8 protein-coding genes are annotated in these 12,075 nt (G+C 65.9%); 3 read left to right on the top strand and 5 right to left on the bottom strand.

Translation table 11 applies throughout. The features are described 5' to 3' along the window. Positions 1-144 precede the first annotated feature (144 nt). A complete protein-coding gene (locus AC1RBA_RS01470) occupies positions 145-798 on the bottom strand; it encodes a TetR/AcrR family transcriptional regulator (RefSeq protein WP_070220014.1) in 654 nt (217 codons plus the stop codon). 357 nt (positions 799-1,155) lie between these two features. Here AC1RBA_RS01470 and AC1RBA_RS01465 point away from each other — a divergent pair, with 357 nt between their 5' ends. Both AC1RBA_RS01465 and AC1RBA_RS01460 read left to right on the top strand, forming a co-directional pair. Then, positions 1,156-2,070, top strand: a complete 915-nt coding sequence (locus AC1RBA_RS01465) for a lipase family alpha/beta hydrolase (RefSeq protein ID WP_121669814.1) — start codon at positions 1,156-1,158, stop codon at positions 2,068-2,070. Between the two features lie 10 nt (positions 2,071-2,080). Continuing rightward, complete coding sequence (locus AC1RBA_RS01460; protein WP_121669815.1) at positions 2,081-3,007, top strand: lipase secretion chaperone; 927 nt, start codon at positions 2,081-2,083, stop codon at positions 3,005-3,007. A gap of 3 nt (positions 3,008-3,010) precedes the next feature. Here the strand turns inward: AC1RBA_RS01460 and AC1RBA_RS01455 are convergent, their stop codons facing one another. The 4 genes from AC1RBA_RS01455 to AC1RBA_RS01440 form a co-directional block, all read right to left on the bottom strand. Then, complete coding sequence (locus tag AC1RBA_RS01455) at positions 3,011-5,752, bottom strand: ATP-binding protein (RefSeq protein WP_492416174.1); 2,742 nt, start codon at positions 5,750-5,752, stop codon at positions 3,011-3,013. 98 nt (positions 5,753-5,850) lie between these two features. Then, a complete protein-coding gene (locus AC1RBA_RS01450) occupies positions 5,851-6,897 on the bottom strand; it encodes a putative bifunctional diguanylate cyclase/phosphodiesterase (RefSeq protein ID WP_492416172.1) in 1,047 nt (348 codons plus the stop codon). Continuing rightward, entirely contained in the window at positions 6,897-8,498 is a 1,602-nt protein-coding gene (locus AC1RBA_RS01445; RefSeq protein ID WP_492416170.1) for a methyl-accepting chemotaxis protein, read from the bottom strand. The genes AC1RBA_RS01450 and AC1RBA_RS01445 overlap by 1 nt, the downstream gene beginning before the upstream one ends. Before the next feature lie 353 nt (positions 8,499-8,851). Further along, positions 8,852-10,627 (bottom strand): methyl-accepting chemotaxis protein, encoded by a 1,776-nt coding sequence (locus tag AC1RBA_RS01440; RefSeq protein ID WP_492416168.1) that lies wholly within the window; start codon positions 10,625-10,627, stop codon positions 8,852-8,854. A gap of 340 nt (positions 10,628-10,967) precedes the next feature. Between AC1RBA_RS01440 and AC1RBA_RS01435 the strand changes: the two genes are divergently transcribed. Further along, entirely contained in the window at positions 10,968-11,903 is a 936-nt protein-coding gene (locus AC1RBA_RS01435) for a 5'-nucleotidase (protein WP_070312041.1), read from the top strand. The last annotated feature ends 172 nt before the right edge of the window (positions 11,904-12,075 follow it).

Here is a 12,075-nt window from a genome sequence, read left to right as displayed (position 1 = left end):
TAATCCGACCTGCCTCTTACTGCATCAATCACCAGTATCTTGTCGGATTACGCTTCGCTAATCCGACCTACCTCTTACCGCATCAATCGCCAGTCGTAGGTCGGGTTAGCCGGGACGGCGTAACCCGACAGGTGCCGCAGAGGCTTACGCAGCGGCCATGCTCAAATATCCGCGCACCGTGCCAACTACGCTGTCGGCAAAATCGTCGACATTGACCTTCGCCGCGCGGTACTTCCAGCGTTTCACGTACCAGTCCTGGAACAGGGCCAGGCAGTGCGCCGCCAGCAGGGTGGGATCGCCCTGCGGCTTCGGTTCGATTTCGGCGATGGTGGCGGCGATCAGGGTCTGCACATACAGCTCGGAATTTTTCGCCATGCTGCGCTGCTCCACCTGCAGCACGCGCGAATCCATGAAGACGAAATAAAACCACGGCTGCAGCACTTCGGACAGGTAGATCGACGAGCGTATCATCGCCTCCAGGCGGTCCAGCGGCGACTTCACGTCAACGAACAGCAGCGGCAAGGCTTGCGTGGCGTGGCGCACCACGTCCTCGATCATTTCCGCCAATTGATCCTTGCTGGTGATGTAGCCATACAGGCCGCCCATCGACAGCCCGGTTTCGCGGCACAGGTCGCGCAAGCTCATGGCGCGGAAACCCACGTCATTGGCCAGGCGAAAGGTGGCGACAAAGATGCGTTCGAGATTTTCCAGCGCCGGCTTGCGGCGTTTGACGCCGATGCGCTCCGCGTGGCGGTCAAGAATATATTCCCAGATGTTTTCGCCATTTAAAGGCGTCATCTGCTGAAACTGTTCAAAATTAAAATGGGTCGACAAGTGCATTCCCAAGTAACGGTGTATGAGCAATGTAAGACAGCACCTGGGCGGCGCTGCAAGACGGCGGGACGGCGGATGCGGGGCCGATTATAGCTCAGGAAAACAACTATTTGACCTTTCAACTATGCAATGGGCCCATACGCAACGCCAAATGCGCACAGTTATTGCGCTGCATCATGCAATTCACAGCAATTTAAATCCAGCAATGCTACATTCAATAAACCGAGCGCTCGCTATTTTTAATGCATCGAGAATGTAAGGAGTGCACGGTTCATCGCTACAGCATCGACATTTCCACTATTCAATAATAACGGAGACAAAATGAAGACTCGCTTTTGGCAACTGCTATCCACCCTGCTGCTTTCCCTCGCCATCCTGCCCGGCAGCGCCGGCGCCGCCGGCTACACGCAAACGAAGTACCCGATCGTGCTCGTGCACGGCCTGTTCGGCTTCGACAAGCTGGGACCAGTCGACTATTTCTATGGCGTGTCCGACGCCCTGCGCAGCGGCGGCGCGCAAGTGTATGTGACCACCGTCTCGGCCGCCAACAGCACGGAAGTGCGCGGCGAGCAGCTGCTGTCGCAGGTGCGGCAAATCCTCGCCGCCACCGGCGCGGCCAAGGTCAATTTGATCGGCCACAGCCACGGCGGCCCCACGGCCCGCTATGTCGCCTCCGTGCGGCCCGACCTGGTGGCGTCCGTCACCAGCGTGGCCGGCGTCAACAAGGGTTCCAAGGTGGCCGATATCCTCAGCGGCGCCATTCCCAACACCAGCGGCGCGCTGGGCAATGCGCTCGCTTCCCTGATCGGCATTTTGTCGGGCAACAAGGGCTTGCCGCAAAACGCGGGCGCCTCGCTCACCTCGCTGTCCACGGCCGGTTCGCTGGCCTTCAATAGCCGCCATCCGCAAGGCGTGCCCACCTCCTCCTGCGGCGAAGGCGCCTACCAGGTGCAGGGCGTGCACTACTTTTCGTGGAGCGGCGCGCAACCGTACACGAATGTACTCGACGTGGGCGACCCGGCGCTGGCGGCCATCAGCCTGGCCTTCGGCGGCGTGAAGAACGATGGTCTGGTCAGCAGCTGCTCCAGCCACCTGGGCAAGGTGATCCGCGACGACTACGCCATGAACCACCTCGATGAAGTCAACCAGTTCGTCGGCATCGTCAACCTGTTCGAGACGAACCCCGTCACCGTCTTCCGCCAGCAGGCCAACCGCCTGCAAGGCCTGGGACTGTAAGGAGGCTGCGATGCGCACGAACGCGAGATGGCTCATCGGCGGCAGCCTGGCGGCCCTGGTCCTGTACCTGGCATTGCGGCCGGGGGAGCCGCCCGCTCCGCCGCCGGAGAAGGCGGAACCGGACCTGTTCGCGTTCGTGCGCTCGATGGAAGGCACGCGGCCCGACGGCAACGTGACGGTGGCCGCCGGCGACAAGCTGGTGGTCGACGCGGAACTGGGCCACCTGTTCGACTACTACCTGGCGGGCCTCGGTGAAAAACCGCTGACCGCCATCCGCAGCCAGATCGAAGCAGAACTGGACCGGCGCCTCGCGCCCGTCCCCGCCCGCGAAGCCAAGCGCCTGCTGGGCGCTTACCTGGCATACAAGCAGACGCTGGCCAGCGCGGAACAGGCCTTGCCGGCGCAGGCCGATCCCGCCGTGGCGGCGCGCGCGCGCCTGCAAGCGATGCGCGCCCTGCGCGGCAATTATTTTACGCCCGAGGAAAGCGCAGGCCTGTTCGGCGCCAGCGACGCATATGACGACGATGCCGTGGCGCGCATGGCTATCCTCGGCGACACCTCGCTCGACGAGGCGCAGCGCCAGGCGCAACTGGCCGTGCTGGACCAGAAAATGTCGCCCGCCCAGCGCGATGCGCGCGACGCACCCGCCAGGGTGGCGCAGCTGGACGCCTCGGTGAAGGCGTTGCGGGCCCAGGGCGGCGGCGAGAATGAAGTCTACCGCCTGCGTGCCAGCACCTTCACGCCGGCGGCAGCGGCGCGCCTGGCGGAACTGGACCGCGAGGAATCGCAGTGGCAGCAGCGCATCATCGCGTATCAGGCGCAGAAGGCGCAGCAGGCCATCCTGCCCGGCGGCGCGCAGGATGCGGCAGCCCTGCAGCAGCTGCGCGACGCCAGTTTCACGCCGGAGGAACAGCGCCGGCTGGGTGCCTACGAATAGCCATCAAGCCAGCTGCGCCAGCAACCGCGCCAGCAAAGCTGCTGCCGCCATCACGTCCGTGGTGTCGCGCCCCTGCCGGTAGCCGGCATGGACCGGGGCCAGCATGGCATGCGCGGCGGCGCCGTAGCCTTGCGCCTGCATCACGGCCGCCAGGCTGGTGGCGCAGCGCAGCTCCCAGCCCGGCGCCTGCTGGCCCCGGGCAAGCTGCAGCGCTTCTTCCAGCTGCACGCGCACCGCTTCCAGGCCGGCCGCATCGTCTTGCGCCAGCGCCCGCCAGCGGTGGTGCGCGTCGCGGCGCAGCACTTCCGGCGCGCTCCATGGCGCCAGTCCCGTGCGTGCGCGCCGCAGCGCCTGGCTATCGGCGGCCGCGTCGTGCAGCGTGGCCATCAAATCGATCTGTATCGGCCAGCTGCGCACGGCAGGCCAGGGAAATTCCGTCAGCGTATCGCCCGCGTCGAGCAGCCGCTGGTAGGCGGCGCCCCAGGCGCTCCAGTACATCAAGCCATAGCGGGCCGCGTGCTCGCACAGCAGGCAAGTCCAGGCATGCGCCAGTCCCCGCTGCCCGCACCACAGGGCGACGGGAATGGCATTGATGGCCAGCGCCACGCACAGCGTGACGCCATTGTGCTCGAAGCCCACCGTCACCGCCTCGCGCGCCAGCGCCAGTGCGTCGTCGGCGCGGCCCTGCATCCACAGGCAGCGCGCCAGCGTGCCGCGCAGGCAAACCTGGTGATCGGCCAGCAAGGCGTTGTTGAAGCCAAGCTGCCCGGCGCCCTCGGGATGCGCGAGCACCATGCGCGCCAGCGCCGCCGACTCCGCGTAGCGTCCGCGCAAGTACTCGCCCGCCGAGCGCATGCGCGCCAGCACCAGCCGCAGCGCCGTGTCGTCGCGCGCTTCGCACAGGAGGGCCAGCTGGGCCACGTAACTGTCGGCGCGCTGGAAATCGGCGAGCTGCAGGCTGCAGATCCACATGCCGCAAATCGCTTCCGCACGGCGGCTGTCATCGTCCGTGCGCATGGCCAGCGCATAGCCGCGCTGGAACGAACGCAGCATGGTGCCGGTGACGCCCTGCGTATGCAGCAGCAGGTGTGCCTGCGAGGCATGCAGCTGCATCTCGCTGTCGGGGTCATCCACTGCCTGCGCGGCCATGCACTCGAGCGCCCGCGCGACGCGCACGCGGTATTCATCCATCAGCGACAGCTGATAGAACAGGGGTTGCGCGGCCAGGGTCAGGGCCACGCCCAGCGCCACGTCGCCCTCCTCGCCGAAGGTCCAGTCGATGGCGGCCCGCAGGTCATCCACATGGCGGCCGTAGCGCGCGCTCCAGTGCGCCGGCGGCATGCTCTCCCAGTCGGCGGCGATGCGTCCGGCCAGGCCAAGGCAATGGCGCGCATGGCGCCGCAGCACGGCGCTGGCGTCCCCGCCCGCGGCCAGCTGCGCGCTAGCATAGGCGCGCGTGGTGTCGAGCAGGCGGTAATACACGTGCTGGCAGCAAAATTCGATGCTGACGAGGGACTTGGCCGCCAGATCGGCCAGCGTGTCGAAGACGTCGCAACCCGCCACGGCGCTGGCCGACTCCAGGCGGAAGCGGCTCTTGAACACGCTCAGCGCCTGCAGCACCTGGCGCTCTTGCGCGTCGAGCAGGCAGTAGCTCCAGTCCAGGGTGGCGCGCAGGGTCTGGTGCCGCAAGGGCATGTTGCGCGCCCCGCGCGTGAGCAGGCGAAAGCGGTCGTCGAGCTGGTGGCGCAATTCATGCAAGCCGAAATGGCCGATGCGCCCGGCCGCCAGCTCCAGCGCCAGCGGGATGCCGTCGAGCCGCCGGCAAATGTCCACCACCACGGGCACATCGGCGTCGGCCAGCACGAAAGCATCGTCGACGGCCGCGCAGCGTTCGCAAAACAGCTGCACCGCGGCGAAATGCCGGGCCGCCGCCGCATCGGGCACGGCATCGGCCGGCGGCAATTCCAGCGCGGGCAGGCGCTGCAGCTGCTCGCTGGTGATGCGCAGCGGCTCGCGGCTGGTGGCCAGCACGTGCAGCAACGGCGCGCCCTTGAGCAATGCGTCGGCCAGCATGGCGGCCGCGCCGATCACGTGCTCGCAGTTATCGAGCACGATCAGCATGTGGCGCGGGCGCAGGTAGGCCAGCAGGACAGGCATGGCGTCGCCGGCCGGCACCGCCACCCCCAGCGCCGTGGCCAGCGCCAGCGGCACCAGGCGGGCCTCGTCCAGCGGCGCCAGGTCGACGAAACACACGCCATCGGCATAGCGGCGCAGCACGCGCGTGGCCAGGACGACAGCCAGCGTGGTCTTGCCGATACCGCCCGGACCGGCAATGCACAGCAGGCGCAATTGCAGCAGCTGGTTGGCCATCGTTTGCAGCGCCTCGGCGCGGCCCAGCATGCGCGTCAGCATGACGGGCAGGTTGTGCCGCGGCTCGACGCCGGCCGTTCCGGGCGCCGGCTGGCCCGTGTGCGCCAGCGGCGCCAGGAAGCCATAGCCGCGCCCGGGAACGGTGGTGATGTAGCGCTGGCCATCGCGGCCATCGCCGAGCGCCTTGCGCAGCGCCGCCAGGTGCACGCGCAAGGTCGCGTCGTCGACCACGGCATTGGGCCAGACGATGGCCACCAGTTCATGCTTGTCGACGATGTCGCCTGCGCGCTCCAGCAGGGCCAGCAGCAAGTCCATGGCCCGGCTGCCCAGGCGCAGCGCGCGATCGCCCTCGAACAGCACGCGTTCTAGCGGCAAAAGGCGAAACGGGCCGAAGACATAGGCCGGGACGGGACTGTTTATCATTCTTGCGTGGGGGAGAAGTGTTAAAGCATGCGGCTTGCAGTGGCCATATTTTACTGAGCATCCACGCCAGGCCGCATGGCGCCATGTTTCGGCACTGTTACAAGGCCGGCCGGCGCGCCGTCGGCCAGCAGTGCGGCCACGTCGGCCGCGGACGCCGGGCGGTGCAGGTAAAAGCCCTGCACCTGGGGGCAGCCCAGCCGCCGCAGCCGCGCCAGCTGCTCGCCGTTTTCCACGCCTTCGGCCAGCACCTGCAAGCCCAGGCCGCGCGCCAGCGCAATGGTCGAGGCGACGATCACAGTGTCACTATCTGCGCTGCCTGCGCTGCCCAGGTCGCGGATGAAGCAGCGGTCGATCTTGATGGTGTGAATCGGCAGCATCCTGACATGGCTGAGCCCCGAATGGCCGGTGCCATAGTCATCGAGCGAAATGGCCAGGCCCAGCGCGCGCAGCCGGCGCAAGACCTGCGTCGCCTGCGCCATGTCGTCGATGCAGCAGCTTTCCGTCACTTCCAGCTCCAGCAGGCCAGGCGCGATGGCGTGCCGCCGCAGGCAGCGCAGCACGAAGTCCGGCAAGTGCGGCTGGCACAGCTGGCGCGCCGAGACATTCACCGCGACAGGCACCAAGGGCAGGCCCGCCGCGCGCCACTGCGCCAGCTGGCGGCAGGCGGCATCGATACCCCAGTTGCCCAGCGCGACGATGGCGTCAGTCTGCTCGGCCAGGCCGATGAATGCATTCGGGTAGATCAGGCCGTGGCGCGGGTGCTCCCAGCGCAGCAGCGCTTCCAGACCCACCAGGCGCAGTTGCGCCGTATCAAACTTGCCCTGGTAGTGAAAACAGAATTCGCCGTCGCCGATGGCGCTGTCCAGGCGCGCCTGCAGCTCGCGGCTGCGCGCCGACACCATGCGCGTGCCGCCGCGCCCATTCAGCGCCCGCCACAGCATGGCGCAACCCGGCGCCAGCGCCGCCAGTCCCACCAGCGCCACGTGACGCGGCTGCGCATCGTCCAGCCAGATGCCCAACGGCAGGCAGACGGCCAGCGCAGCGCACAGCAGCGCCCGCGTGCGCGGGCCGTGCCAGAACCTTGCCAGGCGCGCCACTAGGCCAGCAGGCGCGGCACGGCCGGCGCGCTCCGGCGCGGCAAGGCGTGCGCCGGCCCCTGCTGCAGGCGAAACACGCTGACCACCTGCAGCAGGTTCGCCGCCTCGCCTTCCAGCGATTGCGACGCGGCCGCAGCCTCCTCCACCAGGGCGGCGTTCTGCTGCGTCACCTCGTCCATCTGCACGACGGCCTGGCTGACCTGGCCGATGCCCGTGCTTTGCTCGGCGCTGGCAGCCGTGATGTCGGCCACCATCTGGCTCACGCGCCCCACGGCCGCCACCACTTCCTGCATGGTGGCGCCGGCCTGTGCGACCAGGGCCGCGCCCGCGTCGACCTGCTGGGTGGAATTGGCGATCAGGGCGCGGATATCGCGCGCCGCCGCGGCACTGCGCTGCGCCAGGCTGCGCACTTCCGTTGCCACGACGGCAAAGCCGCGCCCCTGCTCGCCCGCGCGCGCCGCTTCCACGGCCGCGTTCAAGGCCAGGATATTCGTCTGGAAGGCCAGCATGTCGATCACGCCGATGATGTCGGCAATCTGCGCCGATGACGCGCTGATGGCGTCCATGGTGTGGATCACCTGGCCCACGGCTTGCCCGCCGGCGCCGGCGATGTTTGCCGCCTCGACGGCCAGGATGCTGGCATGGCGGGCATTGTCCGCGTTCTGCTGCACGGTGGAGCTGAGCTCCTCCATGGCCGATGCGGTCTGTTCGAGCGAACTGGCCTGCTCCTCGGTGCGCGACGACAGGTCGCTATTGCCGGCCGCGATCTGCGACGAGGCCGTGGCGATGGTGTCGGTGCCGCTGCGTACCCGCTGCACGATCTCGAGCAGGTTGCCGTTCATGATGCACAGCGCGTCGAGCAGCTTGCCCGTTTCATCGCCGCCGTGGCGGCCGAAGGTCGATGTCAGGTCGCCGGCGGCCACGGTCTGCGCGACGGTCAAGGCATGGCGCAGCGGATGGACGATGCTGCGCGTGACCAGCCATGCCGTCACCAGCGAGAAACCGATGGCCAGGGCGCTCAGCGCCAGCATCATGGTGCGCGCCGACAGATATTCTGCGTGCACCTGGGCGCCCGCCTCTTCCATGCGGTCGTGCTGGTGCGTGATCAAGGTTTCCAGCGCCGCCATGTAGCGCAGCTGGTCGTTGCGCACGGTACCGAGCAGCAGCTCCGCCGCCTCGTCGCGCGCATCGGCCTCGAGCAGGGCCAGCACCTTGTCGCGGCCCTCGTTGAAGGTGGCGCGCGCCTGCGTCACGGCCGCCATCAGCGCGCGTCCCTGCTCCGACAGCACGATGCGTTCGAGCTGCGCCAGGCGCTGCTCCGTGTCCGCGCCCGCCTTGGCGATGCTCGCGCGCTCCTGCGCCAGCTGCTGCGGCTTCGTCATCAGCAGCAGGTTGCGCGAGGAGCGCGCGATGATGTTGACATTCTTGATGATGTCGTTGGCCAGCACGGTTTTCGGATACTTGTCATCGATCACGTCGCGCATGCGCAGCTCCAGGCTGGACAGGTGCAACATGCCCAGCGCGGCAGTCGCCAGCAGCAGCAAGGTCAACAACGCAAAAGAGCAGCGCAGGCGCGTGCCGATTTTCATATTTGCCATCATTATTCGCATCCTTCAATGTGGTGCATCATCGGTCACCGCGCCGGGCTCGCATGCAAGGCTGACGGCAATGGCTGCCGCCTGCCACGAATGGCTGGACGCAGCAGGCGGAGGGGTCAGCCGGGATGTGGCCGAGGCGGGAACAAGGGTGGTACGGCAGGCAGTGTGAGTTATCTCACAAGCAATGTCGCGTTAAGTTTTGAAAAGATTTGCTTAGATGACAAAACAGCTATTTTTATAACGCTGTTTTTTTAGTAAGTAGTAACCACAGTGCGGGCTTGGGCGCACATGCAAAAACGGCCGCACAGGGCGGCCGTCCGGTCAGCGCATCCTGGCGCCGTCAATCCGTCAATCCGTCAGAACACTTCCCACTCGTCGTCGCGCGATGCGCTCTGGCGCTGGGACGGCACGGCGCGCAAGGCCGGGCGGCCTGCAGCGGGGCGTGATGCGGGAGGCGATGCCGGACCCGGTGCGGGACGCCTGGGCGCGGCACTGGCCACTGCGGCGCGCGGCGTGGCAGGCTTCGCGCGCGCGGCTGGCGCCTGTGCGCCATCGAGCTTGAAGACGCTGACCACCTGGGCCAGCTGGCCCGATTGCTCCTGCAGCGATTCGGCCGCGGCGGCCGCCTCTTCCACCAGGGCCGCGTTTTGCTGCGTCACCTGGTCCATCTGGCCGATGGCCTGGTTGATCTGGTCGATGCCCGAGCTTTGCTCCTGCGTCGCCAGGCTGATCTCCGCCATGATGTCCGTCACGCGCTGCACGCTGGAGACGATTTCGGCCATCGTGCTGCCCGCCTCGGCCACCAGCTTGCTGCCCGTGTCGACGGCCACGACGGAGTCGCCGATCAGGGTCTTGATTTCCTTGGCGGCCGCCGCCGAGCGTTGCGCCAGATTGCGCACCTCGGTGGCCACGACCGCAAAGCCGCGTCCCTGCTCGCCCGCGCGCGCCGCTTCCACGGCCGCATTCAGGGCCAGGATATTCGTCTGGAAGGCGATGCCGTCGATGACGGAAATGATGTCGACGATCTTGCGCGACGAGTCGTTGATGGCGTCCATGGTTTCGACCACCTTGCCCACCACGGCGCCGCCCTTCACTGCCACGCCCGAGGCGGAGAGCGCCAGCTGATTCGCTTGCTGGGCGTTGTCGGCGTTCTGCCGCACGGTCGACGTCAGCTCTTCCATCGACGATGCCGTCTCTTCCAGCGAACTGGCCTGTTCTTCCGTGCGCGAGGACAGGTCCAGGTTGCCGCTGGCAATTTCCGACGACGCCGTGGCAATCGTCTCCGTGCCGCTGCGCACCTGGCCGACGATGTTCACGAGGCTGGTGTTCATGTCTTTCAGCGCCTGCAGCAGCTGGCCCGTTTCTTCCGTCGTGTGCACCTCGATGTGGCTGGTCAGGTCGCCCGAGGCCACCGTTTGCGCCACTTTCACGGCCGAATTGATCGGCTGCGTGATGGCCCGCGTGATGTAGGCGGCGCAGCCGATGCCCAGCGCGGAAGCCAGCAAGCCGAGGATGACCATCAGGCTTTCCGAGCGGATCACGGCCGCGCTGCCTTCCTTGACGCTGGCATCGGCCACGCCGTTATTGAGCTTGATGATCTCGTTGAGCGTGGCTTCGGCCTTGCTGAACAGGCTGCGCGAATCCTGGTACTGCTTGTAGAACGCCACGAACAGCTCTTTCTGCCGCGGTTCGTCGCGGTTGTCGGCCAGCTGGCGCAGGATCGCGCGCACCTTGTCGTCATCGCCCTTCCAGGCCGCCCATTCGTCCAGGAAGCGCTTCCACAGCACGGCTTCCTCGGGGGTTTGCGGCAGCGGCTCGTACAGCTTGCGGCCTGCCTCGATATTGCTCCAGGCCTTGGTGCGCAGCTGCAGCGCTTCCGCGAACTTGTCCTGTGCCTGGTAATTGTTTTCATAGATGGCGGCCGTCAGGGTGGCGGCGGCGACGGCCGTCTGGCCCTCGTTCATCATCATCAGGCCCTGGATCGACGGCAGGCGCACCACGCCGATTTCATTGACGGCGTTGCCCACGGTGGCGATGCCCGTGTAGCCGCTGATTCCCACCACCAGCAAGGCCACCATCATCACGGCAACGAGCGTCGCCAGCTTCCATTTGATCAGTAAATTCTTAAACATGGCGAGGTCCTTTATAAATGCACGACGACTGCTGGCGAAGTTGGGGCTGGCATGTTCGAGTAAAACAGCTGACACTTGTATAAAGGTGGCGGGGATAGGGCGTACGCTTCGTTACAATTGGCGAGATTTCATAAGTGAAAGCATAGTGGAAAATACGCTCGCTGGCTGCTACATACTTGATACAAAACAAGATTTCTTTCTTTACTGTGGCGCATATTGCACAGGGGACAGAAAAAACGGCCTGGCGCCCCGCTTTGGTGCAAAAAATCCCGATACGCCACTATTGGCTACGCAGTTGATAGTCGTATAAGATGAGCAACAAGCAAACAACAGGCAGACCATGGCTTATCCTATCGAACACAAACTGGTGATCGGGGTCGCTTCCAGCGCCCTGTTCGACCTGGCAGAATCGCACAAGGTCTACCTCGACAGCGGCCCCGAGGAATACCGCAAATACCAGGAAGCGCATATCGACACGGTCCTGCCGCGCGGCGTGGCCTTCCCCTTCATTCGCCGCTTCCTGAACATCAACAAGCACTACCCGCGCCAGTCGCCCGTGGAAGTGGTGCTGTTTTCGCGCAATTCGCCGGAAACGGGCTTGCGCGTCATGCATTCGATCGCCCACTACGGCCTCGATATCTCGCGCGCCGCCTTCATGACGGGCAAGTCGCCCTATCCTTACCTTCCCGCCTTCAACGCCTCGCTCTTCCTCAGCGCGAACGAGGACGACGTGCGCAGCGCGCTGGCGTGCGACTATCCGGCCGGCCTGGTGCTGCCATCGCGCACGGAAGACGACGAAAACGACGAGGAACTGCGCGTGGCCTTCGATTTCGACGGCGTGATCGCCGACGACGAGGCGGAAACCGTATTCAAGCGCAACAATGACGTCGATGAATTCCACGCCCATGAAACCCTGAACGTGGGCACGCCGCACCGCCCCGGCCCGCTGGCCGACCTGTTTCAGAAGCTGGCCACCATGCAGCGCCTGGAAGAAAAGGCGCAGCGGCGCGACCCCGGCTACAAAAAGATCCTGCGCATCGCCATCATCACGGCGCGCAACGCGCCCTCGCACGAGCGCGTCGTGACGACCCTGAAAAGCTGGGGCGTGGCGGCCGACGAGACGTTTTTCCTCGGCGGCATGGACAAATCGCGCGTGCTGTCCGTGTTCAAGCCGCATATCTTCTTTGACGACCAGTTGAGCCACCTGAAATCGGCGGGCGGCACGATACCGATGGTGCATGTTCCGTTCGGCATCGCCAATGTCCGCGCAGGATAAAACCTGCTGCACGTCGCGCCTTGCGGCCTGCGATGCTCACCGTACTAACGTACGGCTGCGCTTCTTGACCACAAATCGCTGCCGCTCGCGACGGTTTTCTCAAGCGCGGAGGTGCGGGCGATGGTCTATAATCTCGCCTGTCAGCGCCGTCACTGGCGGCGCGGCGCGCATC

The organism is Janthinobacterium sp. GW823-FHT03B06, from assembly GCF_058796955.1.
This window is presented reverse-complemented; position numbering and strand designations above follow the sequence as displayed.

Excerpts from the sequence above, each read along its gene's own strand:
- AC1RBA_RS01470 (WP_070220014.1), bottom strand. The coding sequence starts at position 798 with ATGACGCCTTTAAATGGCGAAAACATCTGGGAATATATTCTTGACCGC.
- AC1RBA_RS01465 (WP_121669814.1), top strand. The coding sequence starts at position 1,156 with ATGAAGACTCGCTTTTGGCAACTGCTATCCACCCTGCTGCTTTCCCTC.
- AC1RBA_RS01460 (WP_121669815.1), top strand. The coding sequence starts at position 2,081 with ATGCGCACGAACGCGAGATGGCTCATCGGCGGCAGCCTGGCGGCCCTG.
- AC1RBA_RS01445 (WP_492416170.1), bottom strand. The coding sequence starts at position 8,498 with ATGATGGCAAATATGAAAATCGGCACGCGCCTGCGCTGCTCTTTTGCG.
- AC1RBA_RS01440 (WP_492416168.1), bottom strand. The coding sequence starts at position 10,627 with ATGTTTAAGAATTTACTGATCAAATGGAAGCTGGCGACGCTCGTTGCC.
- AC1RBA_RS01435 (WP_070312041.1), top strand. The coding sequence starts at position 10,968 with ATGGCTTATCCTATCGAACACAAACTGGTGATCGGGGTCGCTTCCAGC.